General features: G+C 67.6%; 8 protein-coding genes, 2 tRNA genes and 1 pseudogene. 5 read left to right on the top strand and 6 right to left on the bottom strand.

All coding sequences use genetic code 11. The annotated features are described in order from the left end of the window. Nucleotides 1-76: 76 nt before the first annotated feature. Nucleotides 77-1057, bottom strand: coding sequence for an NAD(P)H-quinone oxidoreductase (locus ACMX2H_RS10705; RefSeq protein ID WP_414960478.1), 981 nt, complete (start codon nucleotides 1055-1057; stop codon nucleotides 77-79). Nucleotides 1058-1147: 90 nt separating this feature from the next. Between ACMX2H_RS10705 and ACMX2H_RS10710 the strand changes: the two genes are divergently transcribed. The 3 genes from ACMX2H_RS10710 to ACMX2H_RS10720 all read left to right on the top strand — a co-directional run bounded on the left by ACMX2H_RS10710 (nucleotide 1148) and on the right by ACMX2H_RS10720 (nucleotide 6647). Then, nucleotides 1148-1235: transfer RNA gene (locus ACMX2H_RS10710), tRNA-Ser, on the top strand. 222 nt (nucleotides 1236-1457) lie between these two features. Next, the gene (locus ACMX2H_RS10715) at nucleotides 1458-1958 is read left to right on the top strand and encodes a septum formation family protein (protein WP_414960479.1); all 501 of its coding nucleotides are present in this window, start codon (nucleotides 1458-1460) and stop codon (nucleotides 1956-1958) included. 279 nt (nucleotides 1959-2237) lie between these two features. Next, a complete protein-coding gene (locus ACMX2H_RS10720) occupies nucleotides 2238-6647 on the top strand; it encodes an ExeM/NucH family extracellular endonuclease (protein ID WP_414960480.1) in 4410 nt (1469 codons plus the stop codon). A 109-nt stretch (nucleotides 6648-6756) separates the two neighbouring features. Here ACMX2H_RS10720 and ACMX2H_RS10725 read toward each other — a convergent pair whose 3' ends face one another. Beyond that, nucleotides 6757-8763: an FAD/NAD(P)-binding protein gene (locus ACMX2H_RS10725; protein WP_414960481.1), complete on the bottom strand. Its 2007-nt coding sequence runs from the start codon at nucleotides 8761-8763 to the stop codon at nucleotides 6757-6759. A 233-nt stretch (nucleotides 8764-8996) separates the two neighbouring features. On the opposite strand from ACMX2H_RS10725, the gene ACMX2H_RS10730 reads away from it, so the two are divergent. After that, entirely contained in the window at nucleotides 8997-11075 is a 2079-nt protein-coding gene (locus ACMX2H_RS10730; protein ID WP_414960482.1) for a prolyl oligopeptidase family serine peptidase, read from the top strand. A 65-nt stretch (nucleotides 11076-11140) separates the two neighbouring features. Further along, a tRNA-Ser gene (locus tag ACMX2H_RS10735) sits at nucleotides 11141-11229 on the top strand. Nucleotides 11230-11335: 106 nt separating this feature from the next. On the opposite strand, the gene ACMX2H_RS10740 is transcribed toward ACMX2H_RS10735, so the two are convergent. From ACMX2H_RS10740 to ACMX2H_RS10755, 4 genes and pseudogenes are all read right to left on the bottom strand, one after another. After that, nucleotides 11336-12523: an IS1249 family transposase gene (locus ACMX2H_RS10740; RefSeq protein WP_414960511.1), complete on the bottom strand. Its 1188-nt coding sequence runs from the start codon at nucleotides 12521-12523 to the stop codon at nucleotides 11336-11338. Between the two features lie 80 nt (nucleotides 12524-12603). Continuing rightward, a pseudogene (locus ACMX2H_RS10745) lies at nucleotides 12604-14163 on the bottom strand (FAD-dependent monooxygenase); the annotation flags it as partial. Nucleotides 14164-14221: 58 nt separating this feature from the next. Beyond that, on the bottom strand, nucleotides 14222-15658 hold the full coding sequence (locus ACMX2H_RS10750) for a DUF2252 domain-containing protein (RefSeq protein ID WP_414960483.1): 1437 nt from the start codon (nucleotides 15656-15658) through the stop codon (nucleotides 14222-14224). A 232-nt stretch (nucleotides 15659-15890) separates the two neighbouring features. Continuing rightward, nucleotides 15891-18107, bottom strand: coding sequence for a RecQ family ATP-dependent DNA helicase (locus ACMX2H_RS10755; protein WP_414960484.1), 2217 nt, complete (start codon nucleotides 18105-18107; stop codon nucleotides 15891-15893). Nucleotides 18108-18132 lie beyond the last annotated feature (25 nt).

Genomic DNA, 18132 nt, shown 5'->3' on the forward strand with positions numbered 1-18132 from the left:
CCCTTCGTGGAACGCCGATGCTATTAACGATGCACCGTAGCAGCGCCGCCGTCTACAGGGAACGGAGCCGCCCGTTTCAGCCGGTGGTGAGCAGGATCTTGCCGGTGTGGGCGCCCGAATCGAAGTACTCGTGGGCCGCGGCAGCGTCCGCCAGAGCAAAGGTCCGGTGCACCTGTGGCGTGACGTCCCCGGAGACCACCAGCGGCCACACATGCTCGGCAACCGCGCGCATGATGGCGGCTTTTTCCTCCGTTGGGCGGGCCCGCAGCGTGGTTCCGATGACCGCGCCTCGTTTGGCCATCAACTGGCCCAGGTTTAGCTCGGCTTTGGCTCCGCCCTGCAGGCCGATCACGACCAGTCGGCCGGAGGTGGCGAGGGCATCCACGTTCCGCTGCAAGTATTTGGCACCCACTACATCCAGGATGACGTCCGCGCCGCGGCCGCCGGTAGCCTCTTTGATCCGCTCCACGAAGTCTTCCTCGCGGTAGTTGATCAGCACCTCGGCACCGAGGCCACGTGCGACGTCGAGCTTTTCCTGACTGCCCGCCGTCACCGCCGGGACGGCTCCGAAAGCATCGACCAACTGGACGGCCATGGTGCCGATACCGCCGGCCCCGCCGTGGATCAGGACGGTTTCACCGGCCTGCACGCCGGCGGTCATGAACAGATTGGAGAAGACCGTCGCGGCCACTTCCGGCAGCGCCGCCGCCGTCACCAGGTCCACGCCTTGGGGCACCGGCAGCACCTGGCCCGCAGGGACCGCCACCTGTTCGGCGTACCCTCCCCCGGCCAGCAGGGCGCACACCTCGTCGCCGACCCGCAGCGCGGTGACTCCGGCACCGACCGCGGACACGCGTCCGGACACCTCCAGGCCGGGAATCTCGGATGCGCCGGGCGGCGGCGGGTAGACGCCAATGCGCTGCTGGACATCGGCGCGGTTCACCCCGGCCGCTGCCACATCGATGACTACTTCGCCCTCCGCCGGCTGCGGGGCTTCGGCCTCCCGCAGCCTCAAGACCTCGGGGCCGCCTGCTCCCTCGTAAAAAACCGCTTTCATGCCAGCCTCCCTTCGCCTGCTCCGGACACGGAAACCGTGAGCGTACGCGCTTTGCCCGGGTACACCCCTCCGTGTCAGACTACAAGGTGAGGAAGGTTGTCCGAGCGGCCGAAGGAGCTGGTCTTGAAAACCAGTAGGCGGTAACCCCGTCTCATGGGTTCAAATCCCATACCTTCCGCTTCAGCAGCAGGTGTCTTGGCCGTCCGGCCCGGGCACCTGCTGCTTTTCCACGGGGGAAGGCGGCGGCACCTGCTGCTTTTCCACGGCAGAAGGCGGCTGCACCGAGGCGAGAAGGCGGCGGCACCGGGGCGTCCGGCCGGAGTGAAGCATTCTGCCTCCTCCGCGCCGCCGGTATAACCTCGGCTAGGAGCCGTTGCATCAAAGCCCCGAGGAGAACCCCGTGCCCAGCCAGTCCGCACCCGTCCGCCGCCCACTCACGGCGTCCGCCGTCGTCGTCCTCTTGGCAGCGCTGAGCGGTTGCGGGTTGGGCGGCCCGCAGGAACCGCCGCGGGATGAATCCGGAGCCGTCACCGAAGCCGCTTCCGCCGGCGCCTACGCCATCAAGGTGGGCGACTGCCTGAACAACCCGCGTGCCGAGCGCCTCACCGAGGTGGAGTTCGTGCCGTGCGATCAGCCCCACGAACTGGAGGCGTTCGCGTCCAGCAACCTGCCGGACGGAGACTATCCCGGCGACGAGGTAGTGGCGGCCAAGGCCGAAGAATTCTGCGTGGCCGAGTTCAAGGCTTTCGCCGGCGTTCCCTACGACGACTCCGAGCTGGAGTTGATCCACCTGAACCCCACCGAGGAAAGCTGGAGCGGCGAGCAGGACCGGGAACTGCTCTGCCTGGTGGGCGACAAGGATGAGCCGACCACCGGCACGCTCAAGGACAGCCGCCGCTGAGCCGAGTCCCGGCGGCCGGCCGGATGTCGCCCGCCGGAAGCCTCTAAACCGAGTCTGGCTCTTTCAACGGGTTCAGCCCTTTCTGTCAAGACTTGGCGAACGTTTCACCCTCTTTGAAGCTGTTCTTTCATAGAAGTATTCCGCTACATCTGGCCCTCGGGTAACCTCCCGTTCATCCCAGCCAGCTGAACTGGGGAGCGGTGCTTGCACCGTGCAGCCGTGCCGCAGCCGTTCCCTGGGTGCGCGGATCATCACTTCCACCTTGAGAGATAGGGCCAAATGGCTACTTCATCACCGAAGACCGCGCTGGCTGCGGTCCTGACGGCAGGCCTGGTAGCGGCGCCATTCGCGGCGTTACCCGCGCATGCGGCCGATCCGGTCGAACTCAACCTGCTGAGCATCAACGACTTCCACGGACGGATCGACGCGAACACGGTCAAGTTCGCCGGCACCGTGGAACAGCTTCGGGTGCAGAACCCGGAGGGAACAGTGTTCACCTCGGCCGGAGACAACATTGGGGCCTCGGTCTTCGCGTCTTCCACGCTGCAGGACCAGCCGACCATCGATGTGCTCAACGCCCTCGAACTGGCGACGACGGCGGTGGGCAACCACGAGTTCGACCGCGGTTTCGAGGACCTGACGGACCGTGTGGCCCCCGCGTCCAAGTACCGCCAGCTGGGCGCCAACGTGTACCGGGCCGGTACTACCGAACCGGCCCTGCCCGAGTACGAACTGGTCCCGGTCAACGGTGTGACCGTCGGCGTGGTCGGCGTGGTCACCGAGGAGACCGCCTCGCTGGTGTCCCCGGGCGGGATCGCCGACGTGGAGTTCGGCGACCCGGTGGACGCCGTCAACCGGGTGGCGGCCGAGCTGACCGACGGCACCGGCGACGAAGCCGACGTCATCATGGCCTCCTACCACGAAGGCGCGAACACGAACACGGATCTGGCCGGCGCGATGGCTGCGAGCGCGGTGTTCAGCCGGATCGTGAACGAGACCAGTGCTGATGTGGACGTCATTTTCAACGGCCACACCCACCAGGCCTACAGCTTCGACGCCCCGGTTCCGGGTGCGGACGACAAAACGCGGCCAGTGGTGCAGACCGGTTCCTACGGCGCGAACATCGGCCAGGTGCAGCTGAGCTACGACGCCGCGACCGACGAGGTGCTGGCGCACACCGCCGCCGTCGTCCCCCGCACCGGCACCGCCGACGGCGAGCTGGTATCCGCTTATCCGCGGGTGGCCGAAGTGTCCTCGATTGTCCAGGCCGCACTGGAAAACGCCGAGGAAGTCGGCGCCCAGCCGGTCGGCTCGGTGACCGGCGACATCACCACCGCTTTCCTGCCCGACGGTCCGGACGCGGATACGGAGCCGGACCGCGACGACCGCGGCTCTGAGTCGACGCTGGGCAATCTGGTGGCCGATTCGCTGCTGGCTTCCCTCGCCTCCGCCGACCGCGGCGGCGCAGAGATCGGTGTGGTGAACCCTGGCGGGCTGCGCAACGAGCTCTACTACGCGCCGGACGGCACGGTCACCTACGCCGAGGCCAACGGAGTACTGCCCTTCCTGAACAACCTGTGGACCACCACGCTGACCGGCGCCCAGGTGAAGACCATGCTGGAGCAGCAATGGCAGCGCACCGCCGCCGGTGAGGTGCCCAGCCGCGCCTACCTGCAGCTGGGCCTCAGCAAGAACGTCAACTACACCTACGACCCGGCACTGCCCGAAGGTGAGCGCATCACCGGCGTCTGGGTCAACGGCGAACCGCTGGACCCGGAGCGCGGCTACCGGGTGGGCACCTTCAGCTTCCTGGCCCAGGGCGGCGACAACTTCCATGTCTTCACCGAAGGCACGGACACCCGCGACTCGGGCCTGGTGGACCGCGACGCTTGGATCGCCTACATCCAGGACAACAGCCCGCTCTCGCCGGACTTCGCCCGTCGCACCGTGCAGGTGGCCGGGGCACCGGAATCAGTCAGCCCGGGCCAGCAGGTCAGCGTGCAGCTAACCAAACTGGATCTGACCTCGCTGGGCGCCCCGGTGAACATGGAAGTGGCGCTGTCCTACGTTGACGCGGCCGGCACCAGCACGGAACTGGGCAGCTTCCCGGTGGCCGACGGCGGTGCCTCCATCGAGTTCACCGCGCCTGCCGCGCTGGACGGCGGCCGCTTCGAACTCAAGGCCACCCCCTCCGGGACCACCGTCCGGCTGCCGTCCGCCACCAAGGCCGGTGGCAGCAGCGGCGACCATGTGGTGATCAACGAGGCCTACCTCTCCGGCGGCAGCGCCGGAGCCGCCTTCCAGAACAAGTTCATCGAGCTGTACAACCCCACCGACGCGGAGGTCAGCTTGGACGGCTGGTCGCTGCAGTACCGCTCGGCAGGCGGGACCGGAAACCCCACCGGTGTGGCAGCACTGTCCGGCAGCATTGAGGCCGGCGGCTACTACCTGGTGCAGGCAAACTCCAACGGCGGCAGCGGCGAAAAGCTGCCGGAACCGGATCTGGTGACCACCTTGTCGCCGTCCGGAACCAACGGCACCCTGCTGCTGGCCAACCAGGCCGGCGCGGTGGCGGATCTGGGCACCGGTTCGGTGGTCGACCGCAGCAATGTGGTGGACCTGCTGGGCTACGGCACCTCGAACACGTTCGAGACCGAAGCGGCCCAGTCGCCGAGGAGCAACACGGATGTCCGGTCGATGAACCGCGCCGACGGGACCGACACCAACAACAACGCGGCGGACTTCAGCCTCAGTGAAGACATCTCCCCGCAGGGTTCCGGCGAGGACAACGGCGGCGGTGATCCCGAGCCGGCAGCAGCGACGATCGCTGAAATCCAGGGCACCGGCACGGAGAGCCCGCTGGCTGGCAAGACCGTGACCACCCGCGGCGTGGTGACTGCGGCCTACGCCACCGGCGGTTTCGACGGCTACTACCTGCAGACCGAAGGCACCGGCGGCGACACCAACACCACCGACCGGACCGCCTCGGACGCCGTGTTCGTCTACTCCCCCGAGACCGTCGGTGACGTGGAAACCGGCGACTTCGTGGAGGTCACCGGCAAGGTCAGCGAGTTCCACGGCCTGACCGAGATCACCGTCGGCACCGAGGGACTGACCGTCCTGACGGAAGCCGCGGAAGCGCCGAAGGCAGCAACCATCGGCTGGCCGGCCACGGAGGCGGAGCGCGAGCAGTTCGAGGGCATGCTGCTCAGCCCGCAGGGCGGCTTCACCGTCACCGACAACTTCTCCCTGAACCAGTACGGCGAGATCGGCCTTGCCGCCGGAGACGCCGCGCTGGTGCAACCCACCTCCGTCGGAGCCTACGGCTCGGACGAGTTCTGGGCAGAAACGGAGAAGAACGCCGCTTTGGCCGTCACGCTGGACGACGGCTCGAGCGTCAACTACCTGGGCGCGGATGCCAACAAGGACATCCCGCTGCCCTACCTGTCCACCGAAAATCCGGTGCGGGTGGGCTCCCCAGCCACGTTCGACACCAACGTGGTGCTGGACTACCGTTTCGATCTCTGGCGCTTCCAGCCGCTGGGCCACCTGACGGTGGACAACGCGGAAAGCGTCCAGCCGGCGTCGTTCCAGAACACCCGCACCGATGCTCCGGAGCAGGTGGACGGGGTAAAACTGGCCTCGTTCAACGTGCTGAACTATTTCAGCACCACCGGTGACCAGGTGGCGGGGTGCGGTGCGTTCACGGACCGCGACGGCAACCCGATCACGGCCCGCAACTGCGATGCCCGCGGCGCCTGGGACGCGGAGAACCTGGAACGCCAGCAGGCCAAGATCGTTGCGGCCATCAACGCTCTGGACGCGGACATTGTTGCACTGGAGGAAATTGAGAACTCCGCCCAGTTCGGCAAGGACCGCGACGCTGCCCTGGCCGCACTGACCAAGGCCCTGAACGCGGATCTGGGCGACACCCGCCACAACGGCAAACATTCCGGCAAGGGGCCGCAGCACGGCGGCTGGGACTACGTCCGGTCTCCGGAGGAACTGCCGGCCTTGGCGGACGAAGACTTCATCCGCACGGCCTTCATCTACAAGAAGGACGAGGTGAAGACGGTCCAGGAGTCGGTGATTCACAACGACACCGAAGCCTTCGCCAACGCGCGCAAGCCGCTGGCCCAGGCGTTCAAGGCCAAGAACGGCCCGTCGGATACCTTCGTGGTGATCGCCAACCACTTCAAGTCCAAGGGCTCCGGCCCGAGTTCGGGCGAGAATGCCGACCACGGCCAGGGCGCCTGGAATGCAGCCCGCACCGCACAGGCGCATTCGCTGGTGGGCTTCGCGAAGCAGATGCAGGAGAAGTTCCGTACGGACAAGGTGTTGCTGACCGGCGACTTCAACTCCTACGCACAGGAGGACCCGATCAAGGTCCTCACCGAGGCCGGGTACGTGGACCAGGGCGCCAAGACCGGTGAGCACAGCTACAGCTTCGACGGCATGGTTGGCTCGTTGGATTACATCTTCGCCTCGCCCGCAGCGGACGCGAAGGTCAAGGGCGCCGATATCTGGAACATCAACTCGGTGGAATCGATCGCGCTGGAATACAGCCGGTACAACTACAACGCCACCAATTTCTACGCTCCGGATCCCTACCGGGCCAGTGACCACGATCCGATCATCGTGGGCCTGGACATGGACAAGGATCGCGGCAACGGCGGCGGTAAGCGCTAGCCAGCTCGGCGACGAACGGGCCCTCCCCACGCTGAACTTCTCAGTGTGGGGAGGGCCCGTTCGTTCGCTCCGCTGCCGGCGTCAGCCGGCTTGGCTCGTGCTGCTGGCGTCAGCCGGCTTGGCTCTTGCTGCCGACGACGACGGCGGTGCCCGCCTGCGCGGCGCCCGCCAGGCTTCTGTGGTCCGCGGCGTCCAGGACGGCACGGGCTATCCGGTCGGCATCCTGCAACGTCCGGCCGCCGGTCTCGCCGGAAGCCCCGGCTTCGGCGGCTACCGAGGTGCCCCACTGCACCGCGGACAGTTGCAACCCGATGACGTACAGGTCCTGCACCGGCTGCCCGTTCCGGTCCAGCGGACGGTACGGCGGCTGCGTGACATCCAGCCCGGAGCCGGTCACCGGCGCTCCGTTCGGCCCGATCATCAGCTTGGGCCGGGCCAGGCCGTCCTCGAACATCCGGCGCAGCAGCGGCGACCGGCTATGGGCCACCCGGTTGGCCGGCATCATCGCCTCCACCAGGTATGCGGCGCTGTAATCGGCGCCGTCGACCCATGGCGAAGTGACCCGGAAGCGACCGGTCTCCGGATCCACTTGGTAGACCGGCTCGGGGCCCGCAAACTGCACAACGCCGGCCCGCGCCAGGGCAGCCAACTGCTCGATGCGCAGCACCGGCGGCCCGCTGGCCAGTCCCTCGACCAGCGGTTCGAACCAGCCGCGCAGCTCGGCCAGCCATGATTCTTCGGTGATGCCGCCGTCGGCCACGATCTTCTTGAGCAGCGAGCGGCCGGCGTTCAGGGCCCCAACCGCCATCTTGAGCGGATCATCGGTACCTCGCGCCGAGCTCTCCGCGTCCGCGTCCAGATAGTCCAGCACCGCCTGCTGGTACTCGGCCGCGGACCCAAACTTCCGCCCGCTGAAGGGTTTGGCCAGGGCCTCTACGTCCAGCAACTTGTCTTCGCTGACCCGCTCGGCCAGGTAGCTCCGGACCCGTGTCAGCAGCGTGCGGTTTCCTGGCTCCCATTTCTCCGCCAGCAGGTGGTCCAGCCCGGCCAGCAGTTCCTGCGGTGGCACCTTGAGGCATTCCGGTTGTACCCGCGCCAGGGTGGAGTAATAGGTCCAATAGACGTCGCGGTGCAGCATGGGCCACAGATCGTGGTCGAAGCCCGGCTGCACGCCGGCTTCGGCGAACAGGCGGGCCGTGTGTGTGGTGAAGTGCTGCAGCTGCACGCCGGCCGGAATGTAGCTGTTGATGCTGGCCTTGGCCCGGTAGGGGGTGCCGCGCCGGGATCCGGCCACCAGCCGCGGTTCTTTCCCCGACGGAATGTAAGTCAGCGGCTGGCTGTCCGTCGCGGGCAGGAACCGTCCGCCGCGGCCTTCGGTCACTTGGACCATCAGGTCGAAAAAGTTCAGGCCCATTCCGCGAACCAGCACCGTGCGCCCGGGCGGAAGCCGGCCCCAGTCCACATCGGCCGGCACATTCGGCGGCAGATAGTTCAGCCCATGCCGCGCGGCCGCATCCTGGAGCTGCTGCTGCTCCGGGTTCAGCGCTGCCGGCACATGGCCCAGGGCCAGCACCACCGCGTCGGCCGGCAGGGTGGTGCCGTCGTCCAATTGCAGCTGCCACCTGCCGTCGTGCCGTGCCAGATCGGTGGCTTCCGCCGCATGAACGGTCAGCGAGGCATCCGCACCGGTCCGGGCGGCCAGGTGCGCAAAGGTCCATGCCAGGTAGCGGCCGTACAGCGCGCGGCTGGGAAAATCGGCGGGCCCCAGCGCTGCCGCCTCCTCCGCGTCGGCCGGCGGCACATCGGGAATGTTGCCGTCCGCCACGGCGGTGCGCCAGGCTTCGAAGGTCATCCCGGCCACCGGTTCGGGTCCCACCAGCTCTGTCCCGGGCGCCGGTACCACCGTGGGGAACAGGCACGGCGTGTTCATCAGGAACAGCCGTGATTGGTTCGGCTGCCAGACATGGCCCGGGCCGGGCGGGAACGGGTCCACCAGATGGATCCGCAGCCGGGCCCCGCCGCGTGCCTGCTGGTTGGACAATATTCGTTCCAACACAGAGGTGCCCCGCGGGCCAGCGCCCACGATGGCCACACGATAGATACCCGGATTGTCCATGCTTTCTAGCCTACGGGCTGCCGCCCGGACGCCCGGACGGCGAGTCGACGGCCGACCTGCTCACTTGTACAGCGGGCGCCACATTCGTCACGGAAGGGCCAGTGGTCCTCATGATTGATCCGAGTGGCCCCGGTGTTCCCGGGCCAGCGGACGGAAGCAGCGCCAGCTTTGCTTACTGGTGGGAGGACAATGTGGCGCATCCTGTCCGCCAGCAGGATGCCTAGGATGGGTGCATGGCTCAGGACTCCGCGCAGCACAGCACGCACTTGCCCCAGGACGACCTCATCTGGCTGGAAGAGATCTATGGCGACAAGCCGCTGGAATGGGTGAAGGACCAGAACCGGCGCACCGAGGACAAACTGGTGGACGCGCAGTTCAGCGTGATGGAGGCCGGCATCCTGCAGGTCCTCGACGCGGAGGACCGGATTCCTGCCGTCACCAAGCGCGGCCCCTTCTACTACAACTTCTGGCGCGACCAGGCGCACCCCCGCGGCCTGCTCCGGCGGACGACGTGGGAAAGCTACCTGACGGATTCCCCCGAGTGGGAGGTCCTGCTGGACGTGGACGCGCTGGCCGCGGCCGAGGGCATCGAGTGGGTGTACGCCGGTTCCGCCTTCCTGCGGCCGGCCGACGGCGTCAGCTACCGGCGGGCGATGCTGCGGTTGTCGCCCGATGGCGGCGATGCAGTGCGGCTGCGGGAGTTTGACGTCGAGGACCGGGCCTTCGTGGCCGGAGGCTTCGACATCCCCGTGGCCAAGGCCTACGTTTCCTGGCTGGACCCGGACCGGATTCTGCTGGGCACCGACTTCGGCCCGGGCTCGCTAACCACGTCTTCCTACCCGCGGACCAGCCGCATCCTGCTCCGCGGCCAGGATCCGGCGGAGGCCCAGGAATACTTCGACGTCCCCGAGGACCACATGCTGGCCCAGGTTGGGCACGATTCCACGCCCGGCTTTGAACGCGACGTCGCCGTGGACGTGATCGACTTCTTCAACTACCGCACCTACCTGCGGCGGGACGCGGAATGGTTGCCCATCGACGTGCCCACCGACGTGAACGTGGACCTGCACCGCCAGTGGCTGCTGATGAGGCCGCAGGGCGACTGGGAAATCGGCGGTTCTGTCCACCCCGCGGGCTCGCTGTTGGCCGCGGATCTGGAGGCGTTCTTGGACGGCAACCGCCAGGTGGAGGTGCTGTTCGCGCCGGATGCGGCAACCTCGCTGCAGTCCTGGAGCTGGACGAAGAACTACCTGCTGCTGAACCTGCTGCACGATGTCTCCTCCCAGGTCCGGGTGCTGGATCCGTCGGACGGGTGGTCGGCCTCGGAGCTGCAGGATTGCCCGCCGCTGCATGCCGTGGATGCCTCGGCTGTGGATGACGAAGAGTCCGACGACTACTGGCTGGTGGCCACCGGCTACCTCACTCCCTCCACGCTCTCGCGCGGCACCATCGGCGGGCCGGCGGCGGAAGTCAAGGCTTCGCCGTCGTACTTTGAGGCTGACGCCTACGAGGTCCAGCAGCACTTCGCCACCTCCAAGGACGGCACCCAGGTGCCCTATTTCCAGGTGGCGCCAAAAGACCTCAAGGACGACGGCGGCAATCCCGTGCTGCTCTCGGGTTACGGCGGATTCGAAATCGCCAGGACCCCTGGCTACAGCGGCACCGTCGGCCGGGCGTGGCTGGAACAGCGCACCGCGGACGGCCGCGGCGGAGTGTATGTGGTGGCCAACATCCGCGGCGGCGGCGAGTACGGTCCGGGATGGCACCGGGCGGCGCTGCAGGCCAACCGGCACCGCGCTTACGAGGACTTCGCGGCGGTGGCCCAGGACCTGACGGACCGGGGCGTCACCCGGCGGGAGCGGCTGGGCTGCGCGGGCGGATCGAACGGCGGCCTGCTGGTGGGCAACATGCTGACCAGCTACCCGCATCTGTTCGGCGCGGTGTCCTGCGGGGTGCCGCTGCTGGACATGGCCCGCTACACCAAGCTCTCCGCCGGCTACTCCTGGATTGCCGAGTACGGGGATCCGGAGGACCCGGCGCAGTGGGAGTTCATCCGCACCTTCTCGCCCTACCACCTGCTCCAGCCGGGCACCGAGTATCCGGATGCGCTGATCTGGACCGCCACCTCGGACGACCGGGTCGGCCCGGTGCAGGCCCGGAAAATGGCGGCGCGGATGCTGGAGTTGGGAGTGGAGAACGTCTGGTTCCACGAGGCGTTGGAGGGCGGCCATGCCGGCGCCAGCGACAATAAGCAGACTGCCCGGCTGCAGGCCCTCTCGCACACCTTCTTGTGGCGGGCGCTGACGGACTAGGCCGTTCTCGGTTTTGCTCTTGACCCTCGGTTCTGGGTAGTCTTGTGTGGCTAGCAATAGCGTTTGGAGACGTGCCAGAGCGGCCGAATGGACTTCACTGCTAATGAAGGGTCGGGGTTAAACTCGACCGGGGGTTCAAATCCCCCCGTCTCCGCGTCAACTCCCCCGGGAAACCGGGGGAGTTTTTGCGTCTCCGGCTGTTACCGCTGCGGGACCAAACCAGGCTTATAGGCCAAAAACGTGTGTCTGGCCCGGGCGTGTCAGGTTCTGCCGGCCCATCCTGAGCGTGCCCAGAGGCCTTCCTCGGCGGTGGCAGTGGTACCGAGTTCGGCTGGTCCGAGTGGCTCGTCTTCGACTCGTTTGACGGTCGTTGTGGCGGGTTGGTGGTGTTCGGGCCGTATCAGTGTCCAGGGCGGTTGGGGGTTCTCGCTGCGTTGGTAGAGATACCATTCGACGGCGCGTTTGCGGCGTTCTGCCGGCAGGCCGCGGTGGTTGCGCAGCAGGTAGCGGATTCCGGTGTTGATGCCGCCCTCGATCCGGTTGGTGGTGGAGGCGATCTGAAGGCCGGCCAGGTCCGGGTGCAGATAGGTGAAGAGCACTTCCTGGCGGACGCAGCGGGCCATCAGTTGGTAGGCGCGGCGGAGCCGGTGGTGCGTGTACCACCAGGTTTGGTTCGGTGCGGCGTGTTTGGGTACTGGACCTGTTCCGCGGTAGGTGCGTTCGGCCAGGAGGTCCTTGTGAAGGTTGTGCCAGGCGTTCAGGGCGTTCAGCCAGGCCAGTGCCTCGTCCCGGGTCGCGATTCTGGTCAGTGTCAGCGAAAGGGTTCGCAGCTGTCGTCCTGCCTTGGTTCGCGGGCGCAGCGTGAGCAGCACGCGGACGTTGCGCTGGACATGCACCAGGCAGCGCTGGACCTTCGTTTCGGGCCAGGTCCGCTTGAGCGCCGACGCGAGGCCGGAACCGCCGTCGACGACCACGGCCCGCGGGGCGGGAAACCTTTCCAGCAGCGCGGTCCAGGCTGCGGCCTTCTCGGTATCGCACCACTGCCAGCCGATCACGTGTTCGCCGGCGATCGCGATCAGGCAGCACCAGCCGCCGGAGAGGTAGATCCCGTCGAGCTGGACCTCGTCATGGATCTGGCCGGTAGCGGGGATCTGCGGAACCACGTTCCAGCACCACGCGACGCGGCGGCGCAGGGTCCGCCCGGTGGCGGTGCCGTCGGCTCGGGCTTGGGAGTCCTTGCCCAGCAGCCAGCGCAGGAATGCCTCCAGATCGTGCCGTTGGGAAACGTCGGGCCTGCGCCGGCGTTCAGACGTGCTGGCACCGCATGCCTTGCACCGCCATCTGGGCGAACCGGCAGCTGTTTTGCCATTGCGTTTAAGCGTCCCGCCGCAGAGAGCACATTCGTCCGAAGAATCAAGCACCCTCCACGAATAAAGGACCCGGAGTATGCGGAACCGGATTTAGCCCCGGCAACACAACGAAGCAGGCACCACCAGACACACGTTTCTGGCCTATAACCCCCAAACCAGCAGGCCAGCGCGTCCTGCAGCCCAGACTGCGCCCCGTCTCCGGTCCACGCCACATGCCCGTCGGGCCGGATGAGGACGGCCTCGGGAGCGCTGACCGGACCAATCACGGGAAGCTCCCACCCGCCGTCGTACGCGGCGTCCACTAACTGCACCCGTCCCGCCCACGGTCCCAACCCGATACTGCCCGGCGCGCGAAGGTTGAGCAGTACCGGCCGCGCCTCTTGCAGGAGCGTGAACACGCGCAGCGGGCCGTTGGCCGTGACGAGGTCGAGGTCGGGCATCCGGCGCCCGAGCAGCGGGTGCCCGTCGCCGAGGTCGTATTGCACGTCCAGGCCGGAAATGAGCCCGGCCACCTGTTTCCTTGCCTGCTCAATGGTCAACAGTTCGGCCACCGTGTCGGCCAACGCGCCGATCCGCGGATCGGCCCGCTGCATGAGCGACTGCGCCATCGTGTGCTTCAACGCCCGGGCCCCGGCGGGGTGCCGCTCGGCGTGGTACGTGTCCAGCAAACTGTCCGGGGCCAGGCCCTTGACCACCTGGGCGAGTTTCCAGCCAAGGTTGACGGCGTCCTGGATGCCAAGCCCGATTCCCTGCCCACCGGACGGAGCGTGGATATGCGCGGCGTCTCCGGCCAGCAGCACCCGGCCGCTGCGGTAGGAGGCGGCCTGCCGCGTGACATCGGTGAACCGCGAAATCCATCTCGGGTTGTGGATCCCAAAGTCAGTGTCATAGACTTCGGTCAAGGCTTTGCCGAGGTCGGCGAGGGTGGGTTCGGTCGCAGGGCCAAGTTGCCTCTCGGTCACGATCACACGCGTGGTTCGCCCGTCCTCCATCGAGTGCAGCCCGTGAATCCCCACCTCGTCGATGCGGGCACCGGCCGGCGTCTCCTCAGTCACTTCCACTTCCGCGATCAGGCTGCTCCGCGTCGCGTCCCAGCCGGGGAAATCGATACCGGCTGCCTTCCGGACAGCGCTGCGTCCGCCGTCGGCGCCGACCAGGTACTGCGCCGGTAACCGGCCACCATCGGCGAGCCGCACGTCGACGCCGCTGTGGTCCTGGACGAAGCCCGCTACCTCAAGTCCTCGATGGACCGGCACGCCCAGTTCCTCAATCCAGCCGGCCAGGATCCGCTCGATATGGTTCTGCCAGAGGCCCAGCGTGTAAGGGTGCCGGGTAGGAAAGTCGCTCATGTCCAGCTTCGTGGTCCCGAAGAATGCGGCCTGGACTCGCTGGCCCTCGGCGAGGAACCGATCGGCGACCCCGCGCTGGTCCAGAATCTCGATGGTGCGTGAGTGGAATCCGCCCGCACGTGAGCCGACCAGTTCGGGTGTCACACGGCGCTCCACAATCGCCGCTTCCACCCCGGCCAGGGTGAGTTCAGCGGCCAGCATCATCCCGGTCGGGCCGCCTCCGGCAATGATCACGTCGGCCATCGCAGCCACCGCCTTTCCGCGTTTCTCCGTGCACCTGTACGCTTGTCCGAGCCAGTTTGGGGCACGACCGGGGCCTTGCCGCAAGCCCCCTGCTGCGGGATACATTGGAAGTGGCGGGGACAACATGCACGGCCCGAACCACACGTGGGTCCCAACCTCACATCCGCGCCGGCGACGGGACTGCTCAGACGCCTTCGATTGCTTCGAGCCGGCCGGTCCGCACCGCCTCGGTAAAAGCCTGGTAGTCCTTCTCGTTCTGGTCCGCGTAACGCTCGGAGAAATCCGCGATGGAGACGTCGAATTTGGTGCCCTTGCCCAGATACGCGGCGATCGCGATCGGGTCACCTGATCGGGCGTGCGCACGGGCCAGGGTCCAGCCGCAGGCGCTGGCATAGAAGGTCAAGCCGCGCGGCTTCATCACCTCCACCACGGCCGAGCCCTTCATATCCCGCAGCTGGCGCCAATACAGGTACCGGTTGTCCTGCACGCCCTTGGTCCAGCCCAGGAAAATGTCGCTCGCGGCCTGCATCATCCGCTGCCCCTGCACCACCCGCTCGCCGGGCTGCCGGAACTTGCTCTTCGGCAAGTGGTCCTCGAGCACGGACCGCGTGGCCTCCTTGACCTGGAGAAACAATGGATCCTGTTGATCACGTCCCTGCAGCAAGGCGATGTAGGCCCGCGTACCGACGCTGCCAACGCCCACGACCTTGCGGGCGACGTCGATAACTTCGAATTGTTCAAGGAGGTACCGCCGGTCGTCCTGCAGCGTGGCCCGGTAGGACCGGAATTGTTCACGAATCAGGTGCGCAACCTCATCGCCTGACATGCCATACGCATCGGCCAGCTCGCGGGCCGGAATGACAATGGGCGGCTGGCTGACAATCCGATAGCTGCCGTCCACCCGCTCGGCGAGCTTGGAGAGTGCATGCAGGCTGTCTCGGGCGTGGGCCTTTTCGAGGCTCTGCCGCGCCGTCTTCCCCATCCGCTTGGCTGCCTTCTTGAGGGCCTTGCCCTTTTGCGATGCCACGGCCAGGTCGATGGCTTCCACCAGCTCCTCCTCGGACAGGCGGGCGTACCAAATGTCCAGCTTCCGCATCTGCGCGAACTGTGCCATCGCCTCGCGGTAAGCGCGAACCGCGGTGAGCGTCACGTCGCGTGTTTCCTCCTTAGTGAAAGCGTTGTTCCGGGCCGCGATGGTGAAGCTCGCGGACATGCGTTTGACGTCGTACTCGAACGGCCCCGGAAGCGTCTCGTCAAAGTCGTTCAAGTCGAACAGCAAGTTCCGCTCGGGCGAGGCAAACACACCGAAGTTGGACAGGTGGGCGTCCCCGCACAGTTGGGACTGGAGGCCGGCCCGCGGTGTGTCCTTCAGGTCGGCGGCCATGATCTTGGCCGCGCCGCGGTAAAACGCGAACGGTGAGACCAGCATCCGACCGTGCCGCACCGGCACCAGGTCCTGTTCCCTGGTCTGGTTCTGTTTCTCGAGGAGTGCTATCGGGTCGGCCCGGTCGGAGGCAGGAATCCAGCCGGTGTGGCTGGCGACGGGCGTCTGCTGGCGGCATTCCTTGCCGCGGGAAGCGCGCTCCTCGACGGTCGGGTGCTCGATTTTCTTTTCGGCCACGCTCGGCGACCTCCCCTGATGCTAGGAACCGCCGCCCATCCGACCAGCGCCAGCGGCCTCGAACGTTCGGGACCCGCCGGGCCAGGCAGCCGTGCCCCTTCACCTAGGCCCGCGGCATCTCGTCCGCGTTGACAATGCGATTGTGGCCCCGGCACAGCCAACCGTCAACGTGCCCGGGGAGGTCGCGGCTCAGCCCGTGAGCGTACGCCCGCCGAGCGGCCCAGGGAGCAACTCAGCCCTTGAGCGCGAGCGCGAAGGGCAGCACGGATTCCGCCCCGGCCAGACGCAGTGTGCGGCCCGCCACGGTCAGCGTCCAGCGGCTGTCGGCGAGATCATCGACCAGCAGCACGGGGCCCCGGTTCTGCGCCAGCCAGGCTTCCCCGCCATCGGGAACCTGGAACTGGTCCCAGACATCGGCCAGCCGGAAGGCGCTGTTGCCGCCGGGGCCGCTGCGGGGGCCGCCGTGCGGGACAGCGAGTTCGCCGAGGTACGGCAGCTGGCCGATGTCCGAGAGCCCCCGGGCGAGTGACCGCACTAGCAGCGGCCGGCTCCGCGACGGCACGTTGACGATGGCCACCGGACGCTGGGCCCAACCCCACTGGGCCAGGACCTGCACGCAGGCTTTCAGCATGCCGGCAGGTACCTCACGGTCCGGAGCATCGGTGCCAAAGACCTCCCGCAGTTGACCGCCCCAGCCCAGATCGGTCAGGCGTGCCAGCGCCCGCCCGCTGCCGTTGGCCTCGGCCGGCGGAATCTTGCCCTTGACCGGCACGCCCAGCTTGTCCATTCCGCTGGGCCACATGGCCCGGGGCTCCAGCTCGACGCCGGCCCGCTGCAAGGCGGCGCCGGCGCTTTCGGTGGCTTCGGCTGCGATGCTGTCTGAGTACCAGGGTCCGGCACAGTTGTCGCAGCGACCGCACGGCGCTGCGGCCGGATCGTCCAACGCGCTGGCCAGGAACTCCATCCGGCAACCGGAAGTATTCTCGTAGTCCAGCATGGCGTTCTGTTCCGCCACCCGGGCCTGCGCAATGCGACCGTAGCGCTCCACGTCGTAGACCCACGGTTGGCCGGTTCCCTCCCAGCCGCCGCTGACCTTGCGGACCGCGCCGTCCACGGACAGGACCTTCAGCAGCAGCTCCAGCGGCGAGCGCTTCAGGTTGACCAGCGTCTCCAGCGCCGCCGTGGACAGCACCGTGCCGGGAGCGGCTAGTTCGCGGAGCACGGCGGTGGCGGTCCCCTCGTTGGGCATCGATGCGGTGGCGAAGTACTCCCAGATATCCCGGTCCTCGGTGCCGGGCAGCAGCAGTACGTCAGCGTTCGGGGTGCCGCGCCCGGCGCGTCCCACCTGCTGGTAGTAAGCCACCGGGGAGCTTGGCGCCCCCAGATGGACCACGAAGCCCAGGTCCGGTTTGTCGAATCCCATGCCGAGCGCGCTGGTGGCCACCAGCGCCTTGACCCGGTTCTCCTTCAGCGCCGCTTCCGCCTGTTCCCGCTCGGCTGAATCGGTGCGGCCGGTGTAGGCGGCCACCTCATGGCCGGCCTCACGCAGCAGCCGTGCCGTATCCTCGGCCGCGGAGACCGTGAGCGCGTAGATGATCCCGCTGCCGGGCAGGTCGTTCAGGTGGGTGAGCAGCCAGCCGAGCCGGGCACGCGCTCTGGCCAGCCGAAGCACTCCCAACCGCAGCGAGGCGCGGGCGAGCGGCCCCCGGATGGTGAGCACCCCGCCGTCGTGCTCCGCGGTGGCATGCAGGCCGAGCTGCTCTTCGATGTCATGGACCACGCGGGAGTTGGCGGTGGCTGTGGTGGCCAGCACCGGCACCCGGTCCGGGAGCTGTCCGATCAAGTCCCGGATCCGGCGGTAGTCGGGGCGGAAATCGTGGCCCCAGTCGGAGATGCAGTGGGCCTCGTCGATCACCAACAGTCCGGAGCTGCCCACCAGCTGCGGCAGCTGCTCGTCCCGGAAGCGCGGATTGTTCAGCCGCTCGGGCGACACCAGCAGCACATCCACCGTGTTGGCGGCCAGCTGCTCCTGGATCTGCCCCCATTCCAGCTGGTTGGCCGAGTTGATGGCGGCCGCCCGCACGCCGGCGCGTTCGGCAGCGGCCACCTGGTCGCGCATCAGCGCGAGCAGCGGCGAGACGATCAACGTGGGACCGGCTCCCCGGCGGCGCAGCAGCAGGCTCGCCACAAAGTAGACCGCCGACTTGCCCCAGCCGGTACGTTGCACCACCAGTGCCCGGCGGCCGCCGGAGACGAGCGCCTCGACGGCCTCGAACTGGCCCTCGTGGAACTCCGCCGCGTCATTGCCCACCAGGGCCCGCAGCAGCGCCGTAGCCTCTTGGCGCAGGGCCCCGCCGTCCGGCCCGGCCGCCGCCGTTTCCATTGTGGCGATCTCCGCCGTCGCGGTGTTCGTCGCAGTGTTCAATGTCCCGTCGGTCCGCTCAGCCATGCTGCCCAGTATTCCAGCCGCAGCT

Origin of the sequence: Arthrobacter sulfonylureivorans, assembly GCF_047607445.1 — a bacterium.
Lineage (GTDB): Bacteria > Actinomycetota > Actinomycetes > Actinomycetales > Micrococcaceae > Crystallibacter > Crystallibacter sulfonylureivorans_A.

Bases quoted from the DNA above. Each gene is read 5' to 3' on its own strand.
- ACMX2H_RS10705 (WP_414960478.1), bottom strand. From the start codon at position 1,057: ATGAAAGCGGTTTTTTACGAGGGAGCAGGCGGCCCCGAGGTCTTGAGG.
- ACMX2H_RS10720 (WP_414960480.1), top strand. From the start codon at position 2,238: ATGGCTACTTCATCACCGAAGACCGCGCTGGCTGCGGTCCTGACGGCA.
- ACMX2H_RS10725 (WP_414960481.1), bottom strand. From the start codon at position 8,763: ATGGACAATCCGGGTATCTATCGTGTGGCCATCGTGGGCGCTGGCCCG.
- ACMX2H_RS10730 (WP_414960482.1), top strand. From the start codon at position 8,997: ATGGCTCAGGACTCCGCGCAGCACAGCACGCACTTGCCCCAGGACGAC.
- ACMX2H_RS10755 (WP_414960484.1), bottom strand. From the start codon at position 18,107: ATGGCTGAGCGGACCGACGGGACATTGAACACTGCGACGAACACCGCG.